The 17,737-nt window shown below is 74.6% G+C and carries 12 protein-coding genes, 1 tRNA gene and 1 pseudogene; 6 read left to right on the top strand and 8 right to left on the bottom strand.

Annotated elements, in window-relative coordinates; all coding sequences use genetic code 11:
* Positions 1-11: 11 nt before the first annotated feature.
* Positions 12-698, bottom strand: coding sequence for a histidine phosphatase family protein (locus tag AC5K6T_RS07780; RefSeq protein WP_493206818.1), 687 nt, complete (start codon positions 696-698; stop codon positions 12-14).
* Positions 699-788: 90 nt separating this feature from the next.
* Between AC5K6T_RS07780 and AC5K6T_RS07775 the strand changes: the two genes are divergently transcribed.
* A complete protein-coding gene (locus AC5K6T_RS07775) occupies positions 789-1,784 on the top strand; it encodes a magnesium and cobalt transport protein CorA (protein WP_493206816.1) in 996 nt (331 codons plus the stop codon).
* Positions 1,785-2,030: 246 nt separating this feature from the next.
* On the opposite strand, the gene AC5K6T_RS07770 is transcribed toward AC5K6T_RS07775, so the two are convergent.
* Both AC5K6T_RS07770 and AC5K6T_RS07765 read right to left on the bottom strand, forming a co-directional pair.
* Positions 2,031-2,819, bottom strand: coding sequence for a ferritin-like domain-containing protein (locus AC5K6T_RS07770; RefSeq protein WP_493206814.1), 789 nt, complete (start codon positions 2,817-2,819; stop codon positions 2,031-2,033).
* Positions 2,820-3,224: 405 nt separating this feature from the next.
* Positions 3,225-4,280, bottom strand: coding sequence for an LLM class F420-dependent oxidoreductase (locus AC5K6T_RS07765; protein WP_493206812.1), 1,056 nt, complete (start codon positions 4,278-4,280; stop codon positions 3,225-3,227).
* A 171-nt stretch (positions 4,281-4,451) separates the two neighbouring features.
* On the opposite strand from AC5K6T_RS07765, the gene AC5K6T_RS07760 reads away from it, so the two are divergent.
* Both AC5K6T_RS07760 and AC5K6T_RS07755 read left to right on the top strand, forming a co-directional pair.
* Entirely contained in the window at positions 4,452-5,438 is a 987-nt protein-coding gene (locus AC5K6T_RS07760) for an aldo/keto reductase (RefSeq protein WP_493206810.1), read from the top strand.
* The gene (locus AC5K6T_RS07755; RefSeq protein ID WP_493206808.1) at positions 5,435-8,116 is read left to right on the top strand and encodes a helix-hairpin-helix domain-containing protein; all 2,682 of its coding nucleotides are present in this window, start codon (positions 5,435-5,437) and stop codon (positions 8,114-8,116) included. The genes AC5K6T_RS07760 and AC5K6T_RS07755 overlap by 4 nt, the downstream gene beginning before the upstream one ends.
* A 110-nt stretch (positions 8,117-8,226) precedes the next feature.
* Here AC5K6T_RS07755 and AC5K6T_RS07750 read toward each other — a convergent pair whose 3' ends face one another.
* On the bottom strand, positions 8,227-9,024 hold the full coding sequence (locus tag AC5K6T_RS07750) for a hypothetical protein (protein ID WP_493206806.1): 798 nt from the start codon (positions 9,022-9,024) through the stop codon (positions 8,227-8,229).
* A 47-nt stretch (positions 9,025-9,071) separates the two neighbouring features.
* On the opposite strand from AC5K6T_RS07750, the gene AC5K6T_RS07745 reads away from it, so the two are divergent.
* Complete coding sequence (locus tag AC5K6T_RS07745) at positions 9,072-9,260, top strand: DUF5703 family protein (RefSeq protein ID WP_493206804.1); 189 nt, start codon at positions 9,072-9,074, stop codon at positions 9,258-9,260.
* 66 nt (positions 9,261-9,326) lie between these two features.
* Here AC5K6T_RS07745 and AC5K6T_RS07740 read toward each other — a convergent pair whose 3' ends face one another.
* The 3 genes from AC5K6T_RS07740 to AC5K6T_RS07730 form a co-directional block, all read right to left on the bottom strand.
* Positions 9,327-10,241: a chaplin gene (locus AC5K6T_RS07740; protein WP_493206802.1), complete on the bottom strand. Its 915-nt coding sequence runs from the start codon at positions 10,239-10,241 to the stop codon at positions 9,327-9,329.
* 108 nt (positions 10,242-10,349) lie between these two features.
* Positions 10,350-10,583: a chaplin ChpH gene (chpH, locus tag AC5K6T_RS07735; RefSeq protein WP_493207406.1), complete on the bottom strand. Its 234-nt coding sequence runs from the start codon at positions 10,581-10,583 to the stop codon at positions 10,350-10,352.
* A gap of 154 nt (positions 10,584-10,737) precedes the next feature.
* Complete coding sequence (locus tag AC5K6T_RS07730) at positions 10,738-12,063, bottom strand: M20/M25/M40 family metallo-hydrolase (RefSeq protein WP_493206800.1); 1,326 nt, start codon at positions 12,061-12,063, stop codon at positions 10,738-10,740.
* A gap of 380 nt (positions 12,064-12,443) precedes the next feature.
* Here AC5K6T_RS07730 and AC5K6T_RS07725 point away from each other — a divergent pair.
* Positions 12,444-12,531: transfer RNA gene (locus AC5K6T_RS07725), tRNA-Leu, on the top strand.
* 416 nt (positions 12,532-12,947) lie between these two features.
* Here AC5K6T_RS07725 and AC5K6T_RS07720 read toward each other — a convergent pair.
* Positions 12,948-13,536, bottom strand: a pseudogene (locus tag AC5K6T_RS07720) (helix-turn-helix domain-containing protein).
* A gap of 280 nt (positions 13,537-13,816) precedes the next feature.
* On the opposite strand from AC5K6T_RS07720, the gene AC5K6T_RS07715 reads away from it, so the two are divergent.
* Positions 13,817-17,671: a Pls/PosA family non-ribosomal peptide synthetase gene (locus tag AC5K6T_RS07715; RefSeq protein WP_493206798.1), complete on the top strand. Its 3,855-nt coding sequence runs from the start codon at positions 13,817-13,819 to the stop codon at positions 17,669-17,671.
* Positions 17,672-17,737 lie beyond the last annotated feature (66 nt).

Genomic DNA, 17,737 nt, shown 5'->3' with positions numbered 1-17,737 from the left:
GCGGCCGACGATCACGGTGCGCCCGCACCGCCCCCGACGGTCGCCTGGTCGGTCGGTGGCTCCGCGCGGGGCGCGAGGGAGGAGAGGTCGCCGGTGTCCCCCAGGCGCAGCAGGAAGGGCCGCAGCCGGGTGTAGCGGATCGCGGTGACGGAGCAGGGCTCGACGGAGATGCGCTGGAACTGGTCCAGGTGCAGCCCGAGGGCGTCGGCCACGAGGGACTTGATGATGTCGCCGTGCGAGCACATGAGGTAGACGGCGTCGGCGCCGTGGTCGCGTTCCACGCGCGCGTTCCACTCGCGGACGGCCTCGGCGGCGCGGGTCTGCATGGCACGCATCGACTCGCCGCCGGGGAAGGCGGCCGCGGAGGGGTGTGCCTGGACGACCTCCATGAGGGGTTCGTCCTTGAGTTCGGCGAGCTTGCGCCCGGACCAGTCGCCGTAGTGGCACTCGCCGATGCGTTCGTCGGTGTGCGGGGTGAGGCCGGGACGGGCGGCGAGGAGCGGCTGGAGCGTCTCCTGGCAGCGCTGCAGGGGGCTGGTGACGATCTCGTGCAGGGGCAGGGGGGCGAGGCGGCCGGGCAGGGCGGCGGCCTGGGCGCGTCCGCGCTCGTCGAGGGCGACGCCGGGTGTCCAGCCCGCGAGGAGTCCCGCGGTGTTGGCGGTGGAGCGTCCGTGCCGGACCAGAAGCAGCGTGGGCATGCCGCCCAGGGTAGGCCCCGGCGGGGGTGCGGCGGCGGGGGTGCGGCGGCGGGGGTGCGGCGGCGGGCGGCCGGGAGGAGAATGCCTCGCGTGATCGTGGACTGCGCGATGTACCGCGACGGGGTGCGGACGGCGGCGCCCGCGGACCTGTCGGAGGCGCTGGCCGGGGCGCGGACGGCGGGCGGGTTCGTCTGGATCGGGCTGTACGAGCCGACGGAGCGGGAGTTCGACCGGGTGACGGAGCAGTTCGCGTTGCACCCGCTCGCGGTGGAGGACGCGCTCTGCGCTCATCAGCGGCCCAAGCTGGAGGTGTACGACGACTCGCTGTTCCTGGTGCTGAAGCCGGTCGGGTACGAGCCGGACAGCGACACCGTCACCTCCGGCGAGGTGATGGTCTTCCTGGGCGACGGCTTCGTGGTGACCGTGCGGCACGGCGAGGGGTTTCCGCTGGCGGCCGTGCGGCGGCGGCTGGAGGAGGAGCCGGAGCTGCTGGCCAAGGGGCCCACCGCGGTGCTGTACGCGATCACCGACGCGGTGGTGGACCGCTATCTGGAGGTGGCGCAGGAGCTCCAGACGGACCTGTCGGAGCTGGAGGCGGAGGTGTTCTCGCCGGAGCGGGGCGGGACGCGCCACACGGCGTCGCGGATCTACACCTTCAAGCGGCAGGTGCTGGAGTTCCGCAGGGCGACCGGTCCGCTGGCGCTGCCGCTGGACAAGCTGTCCGGGTCGGGGCCGTTCGGGCTGACGGTGCCGTTCGTGAACGCGAAGGCACAGCCGTACTTCCGCGACGTGGGCGACCACCTCACCCGGGTGAACGAGTCGGTGGAGGGCCTGGACCGGCTGGTGTCGGACATCCTGTCGGCGCATCTGGCGCAGACGAGCGTCCGGCAGAACGACGACATGCGGAAGATCTCCGCGTGGGCGGCCATGGCCGCGGTCCCCACGATGATCGCGGGGATCTACGGCATGAACTTCGACCACATGCCCGAGGTGCACTGGGCGTGGTCCTATCCGGCGCTGATCGTGCTCCTGGCCGCCCTGGAACTGCTGCTGTACCGGCTGTTCAAGAGCCGCGGCTGGCTGTAGGGCCCGCGGGCGGGACCGGACGCGGCGGGGCGCGGCGGGCCGGGGGCACGCGGCGACCGTCGCCCGGGCGGGACCGGGGGCGCGGCGGGACCGCGGCCGACGGCGGGACCCGGTGCGCGGCGGGACCGGGGCACGGCCGGTCCGGGCGAGTCAGGCGAACTCGGGGGCGGGGGCGGCCGGGCGGGACCGCGGCCGACGGCGGGACCCGGTGCGCGGCGGGACCGGGGCACGGCCGGTCCGGGCGAGTCAGGCGAACTCGGGGGCGGGGGCGGCCGGGCCGCCGAGGGCGTTGCGGCGTTCGGGCATCCGCAGGGAGACCATGCGGTGCCAGCCGGCGAACCGCTCCCAGGCGTAGACGGCGTGGATGCCCGCCGCCAGGGCCGCCGACTTGGCGCGGGGCCAGCCGAGGACGCGCCCCATGTGGGCCATCACGGCGAGGCTGACGTCGCGGTAGATGCGGATCTCGGCGAGGGCGCATGCGCGCAGCGTGCGCTGGATGGCGGGGCCGTGTCCGGCGCGCGCGAGGCGCAGGAGCTCCTCGTGGCAGTAGGCGAGGTGGTTGTCCTCGTCGTGGGAGATCATCCGCACCGCGCGGCCGATGTCGGGGTGGTCGGCGAAGTGCCTGCGCAGCAGGTCCATCTGTTCGGACGCGCGCTGTTCGGTGACGCGGCTGTGCGCCAGGTAGGTGACGAGGTCGTCGACGGTGAGCGGCGCCTCGCCCGCGAGCCGGTGGTGGGCGAGGCCGATGCCGTTGGTCTCCAGCAGCATCGTGTAGTCGGTGTCGTCGGGTACGGGCACGGGTTCGAGGCCGCGCTTCTTCAGCAGGGCGTTGAAGATCCGGCCGTGCTTGTCCTCGTCGGCACCGTGCCGGGCGATCTTGGGGGCGAGCTCGCGTTCGCTCGCGGGGACGAGCTCGGCGATGCGGGCGTTCTCCCAGCCGCCCTGCGACTCGCCGCTGGCGGCGATGGAGCAGAACAGGCGGAAGGACTCGTCGTTGTCGAGGATCTCCTGGAAGAGACTCTTGGCCGAAAGCATCTGGGACACCTCTCTGCTCACCGCGGGACGCACGGGTTCTGCCGGGTTCCACCGGCTTGTGCAGGGTCCGCGAAGAACGAGTCAAATGCGCCGCGAGGAAAGCCGCAACACGGGTGTCGGACAACTCCGCCGAACGACGGACCACGCCGGCCGCGCGGGAGGCGTAACCGCGAGCGGTCCGGTGCGTTGTTCTGGATGACGGCCGTGGCGGGGAAGACCCCCGAGCCCCCACCACGGCCGCTGAAACCCCTCCCGCACGGCACGGCCGGCACAGTCCGCCCCGGCGTCGCGGCACCCGGCACCCCGGCACCGCAGCACTGCGACGTCGCGGCACCTCTCGCAGCCGCCCCGGCCCCGGCGGTGTCCGCGCGGGGCCGGAGGGGGAGCGGGCCGGGCCGTTCGGGCTCAGGCCAGTCCGGCGCGCTCCATGGCCTCGACGCCGGCCCGCAGTGCGGTGAGGCGGTCGTCCAGGGTGAAGCCCGCGGGGGTGACGGTGAGGGTGGTGACGCCGGCGGCGGCGTAGGCCTTCATCCGGTCGGCGATGCGGTCGACGGAGCCGAGCAGCGTGGTCCGGTCGATCAGGTCGTGCGGTACGGCGGCCGCGGCGCCCTGCTTGTCGCCGGCCAGGTACTTGTCCTGGACCTCGGCGGCGGCCTGCTCGTAGCCCATGCGCCGGGCGAGCTGGTTGTAGAAGTTCTGCTTGCGGCTGCCCATGCCGCCGACGTAGAGGGCGGTGTAGGGGCGGAAGAAGTCGGCGAGCTGCGGGACGTCCTTGTCCTCGCCGACCGCCAGGGGCAGCGTGGGGCAGACGTCGAAGCCCTGGAGGGTTCTGCCCGCCTTCTCGCGCCCCGCGCGCAGGTGGCGGATCGCGGTCTCCTCCAGATGGTCGGCGGAGGGGAAGATCAGCAGCGCGCCGTCGGCGATCTCGCCGGTCTGCTCCAGGTTCTTCGGGCCGATCGCCGCGATGTACAGCGGGATGTGCTCGCGCTCGGGGTGCACGGTCAGCTTGAGCGGCTTGCCGGGGCCGCCGGGCAGCGGCAGCGTCCAGTGCTCGCCCTCGTACGTCAGCCGCTCGCGGGTCATGGCCTTGCGGACGATCTCGACGTACTCGCGGGTGCGGGCCAGCGGCTTGTCGAACGTGACCCCGTACCAGCCCTCGGAGACCTGCGGGCCGGACACGCCGAGGCCGAGGCGGAACCGGCCGCCGGAGAGGGAGTCCAGGGTCGCGGCGGTCATCGCGGTCATCGCGGGCTGCCGGGCCGGGATCTGGAAGATGGCCGATCCGACGTCGATGCGTTCGGTCTGGGCGGCGACCCAGGTGAGTACGGTGGCGGCGTCGGAGCCGTAGGCCTCGGCGGCCCAGCAGACGGCGTAGCCCAGCCGGTCGGCCTCCTGGGCGACCGCCAGGTTGTCGGAGTCCATTCCGGCACCCCAGTAGCCGAGGTTGATCCCGAGCTGCATGCCAGATCCCCTTTTACTCATCAGTAACGTCCCTGTCGGGCCGACCCTAGCGGACCGGCGCGGATGCGGGCAGGGTGTCGTACGGCGCTGTCGGCGGACGGTGCGCGATCACCGGCAACGGTTGTCCACAGGCACCCGCACGACAGGTTCTGGCCAGTACTCTCGGCGTCCATGGAGCAGAGGCATCTCGGCCGCACCGGCCTGCGTGTGTCCCGTGTCGGTCTCGGCACCCTGACCTGGGGCAGGGACACCGACGAGCATGACGCGGCGGACCTCTTGAAGACGTTCTGGGAGGCCGGCGGAACCCTGGTCGACACCGCGGACGTCTATGGCGACGGCGGGGCGGAGTACCTGCTCGGGCGCCTGATGGAGGGCCTGGTGCCGCGCCGCGACCTGGTCGTCTCGACCAAGGCGGGCAGCGTGCCGGACCCCGACCGCCGGTTCGACGGCTCGCGGGGCCATCTGCTCGCCGCGCTGGACGCCTCCCTGGCCCGGCTCGGCACGGACCACGTCGACGTCTGGCACGTCCACGCCTTCGACCCGGCCACCCCGCTGGAGGAGACCCTGCACGCGCTCGACCTCGCGGTCGCCAGCGGCCGGGCGCGCTACGCGGGCGTGTCCAACTTCTGCGGCTGGCAGCTCGCCAAGGCCGCCACCTGGCAGCTCGCCGCGCCGGCCGGCCGGGTCCGGCTGGCCAGCACCCAGATGGAGTACTCCCTGCTCCAGCGCGGCGTGGAGCGCGAGGTGCTGCCGGCCGCGCTCGACCTGGGCATCGGACTGCTGCCCTCCTCACCGCTCGGACGGGGCGTGCTGACCGGGAAGTACCGCGGTGACGCGCTGCCGCCGGACTCGCGGGGCGCCTCGGAGCATCTGGCGCCGTTCGTCGAGCCCTACCTCGACGACACGGCGAGCCGGATCGTGGACGCGGTGACGACGGCGGCGGACGGGCTGGCGGTGACCCCGCTGCAGGTGGCCCTCGCCTGGGTGCGCGACCGGCCCGGGGTGACCGCCCCGATCATAGGCGCGCGCAACGCGCAGCAGCTCACGGCGGCATTGTCGGTGGAGACACTTAGTCTTCCTGACGAGATCTGCCGGGCGCTCGACGATGTGTCGGCGCCCGTGCACCGCTATCCCGATCACGACTGGAGCACGCTGTGAGCACGGAGCCGGAGACCACCGAGGACACCGCGGCCCGGGGCGCCGCCGGGACCGACGGGGCTGCGCAGGGCTCCACACCGGCCGGCGCAGAGCACCCGGGGGCCGCCCGGGCCGCCGGGGCGGCGGAGCCCGGCGACGGGACCCCGGCCGCCGGAGAGGCCCCGGCGGCGGGGCCCCTGCCCGAAGAGGCCTCCGGGGAGGCCGAGGGGGCTCCCGGGGAGGCCGAGGGGGCTCCGGGAGAGGCCGAGGGAGCCGCCGCGTCCGGAACCGAAGCGGCCGAAGCGGCCGAAGCGGCCGGACCGGGCAGCGGCTCGGGCCGCGGAGAGGCGGCCGGGACGGCGTCCGGCCCGGGCCGAGGGACGTCCGGCGGGGACGCCGACGGGGCGGGAACCGACGGGGACACCGACGGGACGGGAGCCGACGGTGACGCCCACGGGACGGGAACCGACGGGGACACCGACGGGACGGGAGCCGACGGGGACACCGACGGGACGGGAGCCGACGGGGACACCGACGGGACGGGAGCCGACAGTGACGCCCACGGGACGGGAACCGACGGGGACACCGACGGGACGGGAGCCGACGGGGACATCGGCGGGACGGGAGCCGACGGTGACGCCGGGGTGTCCGAGGCGCAGGCCGAGCTCGCGGCGCAGCGCGTGGAGCGGGAGCGGATCGCGCGGCGGAAGGCCGAGAGGCACGGGACCATCGACAGCGGCGCCAAGCTGAGCGGCAGGGCCGCCGATCTGCTCGCCGCCGTGCGCGCGGTGGAGGGCGGCGCCGCGCCCGCGGCCACGGTGTTCGCCGAACCCGGTCCGCCGCGCCGCCCCGCCGCCGGTGCGGAGCGCACGCCGCCGCCGCGGCCCGCACCGGTGCCGCCGCCCGCGTCGGCCGGGCCCGCGGCGGAGACCGTCGAGGCCGTGCGGGACGTGCTGGTGCGGGGCGGGGCGCCGCAGTCCCTCGCCCGGCCGGTCGCCGCCGCGCTCGGGGAGAGCGCGGCCGGACGGCTGCGCGAGGACCCGTGGCAGTTGCTGCGGGTGACCGGGGTGCGCCCGGAGCAGGCGGACGGGTTCGCCCGGGCGCTGCTCGGCGCCGAGTGCGGGCCCGGGGACGAGCGACGCGGCCGGTCGGTCACCGGCTGGCTGCTCGAACAGGCCGCCGCGGCCGGGCACACCGCGCTGGAGCTGCCCGCGCTCACCGCAGCCCTCGCGCGGTACGGCGTGCCGGACCCGGACGCGGCGGTGCAGGGCGCGCTCACGGAGGGCGAGGCCCTGGCGTTCCAGGACGCGCTGGACGAGCCGGAGGGCACGGAGGGTCCGGCGGCGGACCCGGAGGGGCCGGGCGCGGACGGCGGCGGCACCGGGGGCGAGGACGGCCGTCCGGTGCGCGTGCTGGTCGGCCTGGAGCGGTACGCGCTCGCCGAGGAGAGCCTCGCCGACGGCCTGGCCCGGCTGATCGACGCGAAGCCGGCACCGGGCGGGCCGGCCGGGCACGGTGAGGGCTGGGAGCGGGCCGCCGCGGCCGGGGGGGCCGCCGCCGAGCTGGTCCGCGCGGTCGCGGGAAACGGGCTGGTTCTGCACACCGGCGGTGAGGCCTCCCTCGCCGAGGTCGGGACGCTGCTCGACGCGGCCCGCGGGCTCGGCCTGCGCGCCTGGGCGGCCGCCCACGGCCCGCTGGGCCGCAGCCGGTTCGACGCGCTGACCGGGGCGTCCGGCGGCTCGGCCGGAGCCGTCACCCTGGCAGGCCTGCTGTCCGGTGCCGAGGGGCCGGGGCGGGACGCCGACGGCGCCCTGGACCTGGACCTCCTCGCCGTGATCGACGCCCCGCTGATGGACGTGGAGACCGCGGCCCTGGTCGCCGAGTCGCTGCCGGACGGGGCCCGGCTGGTGCTCGCCGGGGACCCGGGTGTGCTCTGGTCCAGCGGTCCGGGCCGGGTGTTCGCCGACCTGCTCGCCGCACGGGTGTGCCCGCGGGTCGCCTCGCGCCGCCCGGACCCGGGCCCGCTCGGCGAACTGGTCTCCGGTATCGGCGTCGGCGAGCTGAACCAGGTCGAGGCGCCCGGCCGGGAACTCGTCATCGTGCCGGTCCGGGACGCGGGCGAGGCCGTGCACCGGACCGTGCAGCTCGTCGCCGACTCGGTGCCCCGCGCGATCGGGGTGCCCGCCGAGCAGACGGTCGTGATCACCCCGGGCCACGGCGGTGCGGCGGGCACCCGCGCGCTGAACGCGGCCCTGAAGGAGCGGCTCAACCCCGGGCCCGGCCGGTTCGGCGGCTTCGACGCCGGCGACCGGGTCGTGCACTCCCCCGCACCGGGCCGGACCCTGCCCGGCCACGTGGTGACGGCCGACGCGGACGGGCTGCACCTGTCGTGCGCGGGCGGCCCCGTCGTCGTACCGAAGGAGCGGGTGGAGCAGACCGTGCGGCACGGGTGGGCGCTCACCGCGCAGCAGGCGGCCGGCGGCCGCTGGCCCGCGGTGGTCGTGGTCCTGCCGGGCGACGCCGTGCGGGCGCTGAGCAGACCGTGGGTGTACACGGCGTTCGGGCGCGCGGGCCGCCATCTGTCCGTGGTCCACGGGGTGGACCAGGCGCTGTCGAAGGCCGTCGCGGAGATCCCGGCCAAGCCGCGCACGACCCGCCTGACGGACCTGCTCACCACGCAGCCGGCCGCACACGACTGACCCGGAGGGACCGGGCTCGGCCGCCGCGGGCTCCCGCCGTCGGCGGCCGCCGGCGGCGCGCCCTGTCCTGCGGACCTGCCTTCCGGTGCGCCGCAGCCGCCGGGGCGGGGTCAGCGATCGGCCTCCAGGCGTTCGAGGTGCTCGTCGCCGCCGGCGTCGTAGTCGTAGTCGTCCGCCTCGCCGAGCGCGTCCGTCCCGCCGGCGGCGTCACCGGCGTCGGCGTCGGCGAAGTCGTCGCCCTCGTCGCCTTCGCCGTCGGCGTCGTCGTCACCGAGGTCGTCGAGGTCGGCCAGGTCGGCCAGGTCGTCCCCGGGCTCCTCGTCGAAGACCGCGCTGACGTCGAAGCGGCAGATCACGCGCTCGGGGTCGACGTGGTCGAACGGTGTCTCCAGCCACTCGCCCGGCTCGGCCGGCTCGTCGGCGGCGGCCACCCAGATCGTGGAGTCGCCCTCCTCCAGGCCGAACTCCCTGTGGCGGGTGGCGATCTCGTCCGGTTCGTACTCGCCGAAGAGGATGCTCAGCGCGCCCGGTACGGTGCCGGCCGCGTCCGCGTCGTCGTGGTCCGCGGCCTCGACCCGCTCCGCCTGGGCCAGCAGCCGCTGCGGCTCCGCCACGGCGTAGTCGCGGCGGATCAGCACGCTCAGCGCGTTCGGCTCCTCGGGGCCCGTGTAGGGCTGCGCGGAGTCGGCGCCGGGGATCTCGAAGGGGGTGACCTCGTCGTGGCGGTCGTACAGCAGCTCGTCGTAGGCCTCGGCGGCCGCCGCCAGCTCGTTGAACGCCTCGTAGACGGCCGGGTCTTCGTCCCCCGACCGGCGTTCGACCGCGGCCAGGTGGCGGTCGAGCGCGGCCTTGACCGCCTCGGCGGCGGCGCGTACCTCGGCAGCGGTGGGCTGCGCAGCATCAGACATAGTGCAGACGCTATCCGTACCGGGGGCCGGCCCGCACAATAGATGCGATGCCGGAATACGAATTTGTCGACGTGTACGTACCTCGCGGGGTGTCCCGGAAGGAGGCCACGCGTCTGCTGACGGACCAGGCCGAGTACGGGAACTGGGAGTTGTACCGCCTCAGCCTGATGCGCGACGGCAGCCGCAGGGTGCGGCTGCGGCGGCGGATCATCCGCCAGGCGCGCGCGACCTGGTGAGCAGAGCGCGGAAGCGGAAACGGAGCGGGCCCCGCCGGTGCGGGGCCCGCTCCCTCATCGGGGGTCTCACGCCAGGAGGCGCTTCCTGCGGTAGAGCACGGCACCGCCGAGGACGGCTCCGGCTCCGAGGCCGGCGGCCGCACCCAGGGGAAGGCCGGTGCCGGTGGCGGCGAGCTGGGTCGCGCCGGGCTGCCGGGCGGCCGTGTGGGCCGCGAGGCCGCTGTCGCCCGGGGTGCGGGCGCCGGGGACGGCCGGCCCGCCGCCCGGGGTGACGGACCCCTCGCCGGGAGTGTCCGGGTGGCCCCCGGCCGACGGCGGGGAGGGCGGGATGTTCCGGTCGCCCGGGGTTCCCGGCCGGTCGGGTCCGGACGGCGGGCTGCCGTAGCCGTCGTCCGGGGTGCCGTAGCCGTCGTCCGGGGCGGGACGGCCGCGGTGCGGCGGGGTGTGGTGCCCGTGGCCGGGTCCGCAGTCGTTGCCGAAGGCGGGGTTGCCGACGCCGATGGCGTCGACGCTGTTGCCGCAGACGTTGACCGGCGCGTCGACCGGGGCCTGGATCTGGTTGCCGGAGCCGACACCCGGCGAGCCGCCGGTGCTGCCGTGCGCGCCGGATCCGCCCCCGGCGTGCGGACCACGGCCGCCACCGTGCCCGGGGTGCCCGGACTGGCCGGGGTGCCCGGCGGGACTGCCGTGGCCTTGGTTCCCGGAGGGGTGGCCGTGGCGGGCGGGCGGGCCGCCGTCGTTGTTGCCGCACGCGTTGCCGGTGGCGGGGTTGAGGGCGCCGGCGACGTCGACGGTGTTGCCGCAGACGTTGACCGGCGCGTTCACCGGCGCCTGCACCGTGTTGCCGGAGAGCACGCCGGGCGAGTGGGACGACGAGCCGCCGGCGCCGGAGCCGGCGTGGGCGGCGGGTGCGCCGGCGGCGGCGATCACGCCGGTCGCCGCCGCCACGGTCATCAGGCCTTTACGGGTGACCTGTCGCATGTACTGATTCCCTGCCTTTCATGGAAAAGAGGCGGAAAATACCGGTCGGCCCCGGAGCGCGGGGCGCTCCGAGGCCGACGAGGTGGGACGCCCCTCAGCGGGTCGGCGTCACTGGTTGACGCAGGTGTTGCCGAAGGCGGGGTTCAGCAGCCCGATCACCGAGATCGTGTTGCCGCAGACGTTCACCGGGATGTGCACCGGGACCTGCACGACGTTGCCGGACGCGACACCCGGGGAGTGCACAGCGGCACCCTGGGCACCCGAGTCGGCGACGGCGAGGCCCGCACCCGCGAGAACCAGACCACCCGTGGCAGCCGCAGCAGCGACGACCTTCTTGATCATCATTCCTCCTTGTAGGCAAAGCGGTCCCAAGCCGCGGACCGCACCACCTGTAACGAGGGGGCGTGATTAGGGCTACGACCCTATGAGCGCATTCACTCTTCCCGGTCATGTCCGCACATGCGGCCGAATTACGGGTTGCCGCCGTGGGGCGGTGTCAGCAGTCGTCGAGGAACCGGTCGAGCACCCGTACCCCGAACTTCAGGCCGTCCACCGGCACGCGCTCGTCGACGCCGTGGAACATGCCCGCGAAATCCAGCTCGGGCGGCAGCCGGAGCGGCGCGAAGCCGAAGCAGCGGATGCCGAGATCGTCGAAGGACTTGGCGTCGGTGCCGCCGGAGAGCATGTACGGAACGGCGCGCGCGATGGGGTCCTCGGCGCCCAGGGCGGTCTGCATGGCGTCGACGAGCCGGCCGTCGAAGTCGGTCTCCAGCGCCTTGTCGCCGTGCACGTCCTCGCGCCGGACGCGGGGGCCGAGGATCCGGTCGAGGTCGGCGAGGAACTCCTCCTCGTGGCCGGGCAGGAAGCGGCCGTCGACGTGGGCGGTGGCCTGGCCGGGGATGACGTTGACCTTGTACCCGGCGCCGAGCATGGTGGGTGCGGCGGAGTTGCGCAGGGTGGCGCCGACCATCTTGGCGATCCCGCCGAGCCTGGCGAGGGTCTCGTCCATGTTCTCGGGGTCGAGTTCGGTGCCGAGAGCGTCGGAGAGCTCGTCGAGGAAGGAGCGCACGGTCTTGGTGACGCGCACCGGCCAGGTGTGGCGGCCGAGCCGTCCGACGGCCTCGCACAGTTCGGTGACGGCGTTGTCGTCGTTGGTCATCGAGCCGTGTCCGGCGGTGCCGTCGACGGTGAGCCGCATCCAGTGCATGCCCTTCTGGGCGGTCTCGACGAGGTACAGGCGCAGGTTCTCGTTGACGGTGAAGGAGAAGCCGCCGACCTCGCCGATCGCCTCGGTGACGCCCTCGAACAGGCCGGGGTGCCGGTCGACGAGATGGCGGGCGCCGTAGGTGCCGCCGGCCTCCTCGTCGGCGAGGAAGGCCAGGACGACGTCGCGCGGCGGCCGGCGGCCGCTGCGCAGCCGGTCGCGGACGACCGCCAGGGTCATCGCGTCCATGTCCTTCATGTCGACGGCGCCGCGCCCCCAGACGCAGCCGTCGGCGATCTCGCCGGAGAACGGATGGTGGGTCCAGTCGTCGGCGTCGGCCGGAACGACGTCGGTGTGGCCGTGGATGAGCAGCGCCGGCCGGGAGGGGTCCTCGCCCTCGATGCGGGCGACCGTGGAGGCCCGGCCCTGGTGGGACTCGATGATCTGCGGTTCGAGGCCGACCTCCGCGAGCTTCTCGGCGACGTACTCGGCCGCCTTGCGCTCGCCGGGGCCGGAGTGGTCGCCGTAGTTGCTGGTGTCGATCCGGATCAGCTCGCGGCAGAGGTCCACGACCTCGTCCTCGCCGGTGACGCCGCCGGCCGTGCCCGTCTGGCTCACGCTGAATCCTCCCGCTGTCGCTGCTGGTGGTCTCCCCCATCCTCCCTCCCGGGCGGCCGCGCCCCAAGACCGGTCCCGGCCCGTCGCGCGCTCGCCGCGCCGGCACCGTCGCGCGCGGGGGTCCGTGGCGCGTCGGGCGCCCTCGCCGGGCACCGCGGTCCGGCGACCCGCACCGGCCGCTTCCACCGGCCGCTTCCACCGGCCGCTTCCGCCGACCGCTGCCACCAGCCGCTTCCGCCGACCGCTGCCACCAGCCGGTCCCGCCGGCCGGTGCTCCCGGACGGACTCCGTGCGCGCACCGCAGCCGTGATCGGCGGGCTCCGAAAGCCTGGTAATGTTGACGTCGTCGCCGCGGGGGAAACCCGCACGGCACACACCCTGTCCGGGTGGCGGAATGGCAGACGCGCTAGCTTGAGGTGCTAGTGCCCTTTATCGGGCGTGGGGGTTCAAGTCCCCCCTCGGACACCAGCAGGGACCCCAGTTGATCTGGGGTCTTTCTGTTTCTCCGGCTGTGGCGTGACCAACCACGTGACCAACAGCCGAGCGAACTTCCTGGTCAGACCAGGGATGACAGGCCGAGACGGCTGGCGCTCGAAGCGGCCAGCCTCTTCGCTCCCTCAGCGCGACGCCTGCCGTACCGCACCGTCGTGCGGCCCGGCGAGTGGTGCCGGGCATTGGCCGAGACCTCTACCGGGTTCTGCGGCCCGCAAGGGCAACCACGGTGGACGCCCCTCCGTCGTGAAGGACGGCGAGCCAGCCATAGCCCGTGCCCGGCACGCCAAGGGGGGAGCGTCACGGGCATCGCCAGGGCTCTGGGGATCTCTCGGGCCACCTTGTGCCGGCGCATCGGTGAGAGCGCCTGAGACAGACGCACAGGGGCACGGTCAGACGCTCACCTCGGAGTGCACGGGGACGGGCGGGCGCACCCCGGTGAGCGCCTCCGCACGGGCCACGAGGTCGGGGGCAAGGTCGGTGTACCAGCCACGGGCTACGGCTTGCAGCATCTCGGCCAGGGCCGCGAGTTCCCCGATTCGGCCGGCGGGGGTGTCGAGGAACCGGCGCGAACTCCTTGCGAATGCGGGCGGCCACGTCGGGAACCAGCAGGAAGAAGCGGAACTCGGTGGAGGAGGATTCGAGCGCGGCAGGTTCGGTCTGCTTCCTTTCCAGTCCTCTGCGGCGTAGCGAGCGCAGGTCTTGCCACTCGGTATTGGCCAGCCTCGCGAGGGCGATGACCTCCTCGATGACCTCGGGCGGAGCAACGACAGCCCGAAGGACCCTCTCCGGGTCGAGCAGGCTCGGTCGGGCTTTCCCGTTCTCGATCCGACTGATCTTCGATTGGGCCATGTTGCAACGTCGAGCGAGCCGGTCCCCAGTGAGGCCGGCTCGCTTGCGTGGTTCTTTCAGCAGGGCGGCCAATTCTTGCTTCGGCTGCCCCAACTGTTCAGGGTCGGTTCGAGTCCCCCCCTCGGACACGTCGACGGCGAGGGCCGTGACCACGAGGTCACGGCCCTCGCCCTTTGTGCGGGGCCGTGTGGCCCATCTCTCGCGGCGGCACGGACCAGCAGGTCAGGGCCCTGACAACTCGGGGGTGCACTCGCCCGGCCGGCCGTGTCCCGCAGCCGTCACCGGGAGTTCAACTGGGCGTCGTACTAAAATTTCCGGCTTGTTACGTTGCCGGAGCCGGACAACCCCAGGCAGACCTGCGGGCCCGCCTGGCGCCCCGGAGGACTCCGGGAACGAGACGCGAGGATTGATGGCAGCCATCCACGAGAGCAGTTCCCTCGACCTGCTCGACGTAGAGATCCGCGCACGCTTCGGGGACCGGGCCCGCTTCTCCGGCGGTCCGGCGGCCTCCCCGCGCACCCTGGTCGACGTGTTCGACGCCTCGGTGCGGTCCCACCCCGACGAACTCGCCCTGGACGACGGGCACAGCCCGCTGACCTACCGGGCGCTGGCGGCGGAGGTCGAGCGGCTGCGGCGCAGACTCGGTGCGGCCGGTGTGGGGCTCGGGGACCGGGTGGGCGTGCGGGTGCCGTCCGGGACGAACGACCTGTACGTGGCGATCCTCGCGGTGCTGGCGGCCGGCGCGGCCTACGTGCCGGTGGACGCCGAGGACCCGGACGAGCGGGCCGAGCTGGTCTTCGCCGAGGCCGAGGTGCGGGCCGTGATCGGGGCCGGGCACGAGCTGACCGTGCCGGACGGGCCCGTGGTCCCCCCGGCGCGTCCCACGGTCGCGCACGACGCGTGGATCATCTTCACCTCCGGCTCGACCGGCAGGCCCAAGGGCGTCGCCGTCACGCACGAGAACGCGGCCGCCTTCGTGGACGCCGAGGCGGCGCTGTTCCTGACCGAGGAGCCGATCGGGCCCGGCGACCGGGTGCTGGCCGGGCTGTCGGTGGCGTTCGACGCCTCCTGCGAGGAGATGTGGCTGGCCTGGCGGTACGGGGCCTGTCTGGTGCCGGTGCCGCGCTCGCGGGTGCGCAGCGGCGCCGATCTGGGGCCCTGGCTGGTGGAGCAGGACATCACGGTCGTCTCCACGGTGCCGACGCTGGCCGCGCTGTGGGAGCCGGAGACCCTGGACGACGTACGGCTGCTGATCTTCGGCGGGGAGGCCTGTCCGCCGGAGCTGGCGCAGCGGCTGGTCACGGAGGGACGGGAGGTCTGGAACACCTACGGGCCGACCGAGGCGACGGTGGTGGCGTGCGCGTCGCTGATGAGCGGCGAGGGCCCGGTGCGGATCGGGCTGCCGCTGAACGGCTACGAGCTGGCGGTGGTGGACGAGGCCGGGCATCCGGTGGCGATGGGCTCCACCGGGCAGCTGGTGATCGGCGGGGTCGGGCTCGCCCGCTACCTGGACGCCGGGAAGGACGCGGAGAAGTACGCGCCGCTGGCCTCGCTGGGCTGGGAGCGGGCCTACCGCAGCGGTGACCTGGTGCGGGCGGAGCCACAGGGGCTGGTGTTCCTGGGGCGCGCCGACGAGCAGGTCAAACTGGGCGGCCGGCGGATCGAGCTGGGCGAGGTGGACGCCGCGCTGCAGGCACTGCCGGGGGTGGCGGGAGCCGCGGCGGCGGTGCGGACCGCGCGCGGCGGAAACCAGCTGCTGGTCGGGTATGTGGTGACGCAGGAGGGCTGGGACCACGCGGCGGCGCTCAAGCGGCTGCGGGCCGCGCTGCCGGCGGCGCTGGTGCCGCTGCTGGCGCCGGTCGCGGAGCTGCCGACCCGGACGTCGGGCAAGGTGGACCGGACGGCGCTGCCGTGGCCGCTGGAGGGGCTGGAGCCGGCCGGGCCGGCCGAGGAGCTGCACGGCACCGAGGCGTGGCTGGCCGAGCAGTGGGCCGAGGTGCTCGGTGTGCGGGTGGGCAGCGCCCGGGACGACTTCTTCGCGCTGGGCGGTTCCAGCCTGGGCGCGGCGCAACTGGTCACCCGGCTGCGCAGCCGCTTCCCCGGGGCGGCGGTGCTGGACGTGTACCAGCAGCCGACGCTGCGGAAGCTGGCGCGGCGGCTGAAGGAGTCCGCGCAGGACGACGCGGCGAGCCGCGAGGTGGTGCCGGTGGCGCGGCGCGCCCAGGCCGTGCAGCTGCTGGCGCTGGTGCCGCTGTACACGCTGCTGGGGCTGCGCTGGTGGGTGCCGCTGGCGGCGGCCGGGAACGTGCTGACCGGGTACGGATGGCTGCCGACGGCACCGTGGTGGCTGCTGGGGGTGCTGGGACTGGTGCTGTACACGCCGCCGGGCCGGCTGGCGCTCGCCGCGGGCGGGGCGCGGCTGCTGCTGCGCGGGGTGCGGGCGGGCCGCCATCCGCGGGGCGGTTCGGTGCATCTGCGGCTGTGGGCGGCGGAGCGGCTGGCCGAGTTCAGCGGGGCGACCTCGCTGACCGGGGCGTGGCTGCTGCGGTACGCGCGGGCGCTGGGGGCGCGGATCGGCCAGGACGTGGATCTGCACTCGCTGCCGCCGGTGACGGGACTGCTGAAGCTGGGCCGGGGTGCGGCGGTGGAGTCGGAGGTCGATCTGTCCGGTCACTGGCTGGACGGGGACCGGCTGGTGATCGGTGCCGTGAAGGTGGGCGCGCACGCCACCGTGGGCACCCGCAGTCTGCTGTTCCCGGGTGCCCGGGTCGGCAAGCGGGCCGAGGTGGCGCCGGGTTCCGCGGTGACCGGGCAGATCCCGACGGGGCAGCGCTGGGCGGGTGCGCCGGCGGTGAAGCTGGGCAAGGCGAAGCGGAACTGGCCTGAGGAGCGACCCGCGCGGGGCCGGGTGTGGCGGGCGGCGTACGGGCTGTCGGGGCTGGTCCTGGGGTTGCTGCCGGTGCTGTCGGGGGCGGCGGCGCTGGCGGTGGCGAGCCGGTTCGTGACGGCCGGCGCGCCGTTGCGGGGTGCGGCCGCGGCGCTGGTCCCGGCGACGCTGACGTACGGGGTGACGTACGCGCTGCTGATCCTGGTGGGGGTGCGGCTGCTGAGTGCGGGGCTCAGGGAGGGCGTGCATCCGACGCACAGCCGGGTGGGCTGGCAGGCGTGGACGGTGACGCAGCTGATGGACCGGGCCCGGGAGACGCTGTTCCCGCTGTACGCGGGGCTGGTCACGCCGTTGTGGCTGCGGCTGCTGGGGATGCGGATCGGGCGCGGCGCGGAGGTGTCGACCGTGCTGGCGCTGCCGAGTCTGACGACCGTGGGCGAGGGGGCGTTCCTGGCGGACGACACACTCACCGCGCCGTACGAGCTGGGGCGTGGCTGGCTGCGGATCGGGCGGGCGGAGATCGGCCGGCGGGCGTTCCTGGGGAACTCGGGCATGGCGGGGCCGGGCCGGAGTGTGCCGGACGGCGGTCTGGTGGGGGTGCTGTCCGCGGCTCCGAAGAAGGCCAAGCGGGGCACGTCGTATCTGGGGCTGCCGCCGGTGAAGCTGCCCCGCAGCGCCGGCCCGGGCGACGGGAGCAGGACGTACGCGCCGCCGGCGCGGCTGCGGTGGGCGCGAGGACTGGTGGAGCTGTGCCGGCTGGTGCCGGTGTTCTGTTCGGCGGGGCTGGCCGTGCTGGCGGTGGCGGCGCTGTGCGCGCTGGGGCCGTGGGCTCCGCTGCTGTCGGGTGCGGTGCTGCTGGCGGCCGGACTCGCGGCGGGACTGGTGTCGGTGGTGGCGAAGTGGCTGCTGGTGGGGCGGCACCGGCCGGGTGAGCATCCGCTGTGGTGCGCCTTCGTGTGGCGCAACGAGCTGGCGGACACGTTCGTGGAGGTGCTGGCCGTGCCGTGGCTGGCGGGGCTGGTGCCGGGAACGCCGGTGACGACGGCGTGGCTGCGGGGGCTCGGTGCGCGGATCGGGAGGGGCGTGTGGCTGGAGAGCTACTGGCTGCCCGAGACGGATCTGGTGACGCTGGAGGACGGGGTGTCGGTGAACCGGGGCTGCGTGCTGCAGACGCACCTCTTCCACGACCGGATCTTGCGGACGGATACTGTGGTTCTCCGTGCGGGCGCGACGCTGGGCCCCGGCGGGATCGTGCTGCCCGGTTCGACGGTCGGCGCGCGGGCCACGCTGGGTCCGGCGTCGCTGATGATGGCTGCCGAGTCGGTGCCCGACGGCACGCGCTGGCTGGGCAACCCGATCGAGTCGTGGCGTCGGTAGGCGGGTCCTGCGCGTCGCACGGGGAACGTGGACCTCGTACGAGCACGGCGCAGGGAGCGGACGCGG

This window comes from Streptomyces sp. B8-7 (assembly GCF_058833805.1).
This window is presented reverse-complemented; position numbering and strand designations above follow the sequence as displayed.

Excerpts from the sequence above, each read along its gene's own strand:
- AC5K6T_RS07780 (WP_493206818.1), bottom strand. The coding sequence starts at position 698 with ATGCCCACGCTGCTTCTGGTCCGGCACGGACGCTCCACCGCCAACACC.
- AC5K6T_RS07770 (WP_493206814.1), bottom strand. The coding sequence starts at position 2,819 with ATGCTTTCGGCCAAGAGTCTCTTCCAGGAGATCCTCGACAACGACGAG.
- AC5K6T_RS07765 (WP_493206812.1), bottom strand. The coding sequence starts at position 4,280 with ATGCAGCTCGGGATCAACCTCGGCTACTGGGGTGCCGGAATGGACTCC.
- AC5K6T_RS07760 (WP_493206810.1), top strand. The coding sequence starts at position 4,452 with ATGGAGCAGAGGCATCTCGGCCGCACCGGCCTGCGTGTGTCCCGTGTC.
- AC5K6T_RS07750 (WP_493206806.1), bottom strand. The coding sequence starts at position 9,024 with ATGTCTGATGCTGCGCAGCCCACCGCTGCCGAGGTACGCGCCGCCGCC.
- AC5K6T_RS07745 (WP_493206804.1), top strand. The coding sequence starts at position 9,072 with ATGCCGGAATACGAATTTGTCGACGTGTACGTACCTCGCGGGGTGTCC.
- AC5K6T_RS07740 (WP_493206802.1), bottom strand. The coding sequence starts at position 10,241 with ATGCGACAGGTCACCCGTAAAGGCCTGATGACCGTGGCGGCGGCGACC.
- chpH (WP_493207406.1), bottom strand. The coding sequence starts at position 10,583 with ATGATCAAGAAGGTCGTCGCTGCTGCGGCTGCCACGGGTGGTCTGGTT.
- AC5K6T_RS07715 (WP_493206798.1), top strand. The coding sequence starts at position 13,817 with ATGGCAGCCATCCACGAGAGCAGTTCCCTCGACCTGCTCGACGTAGAG.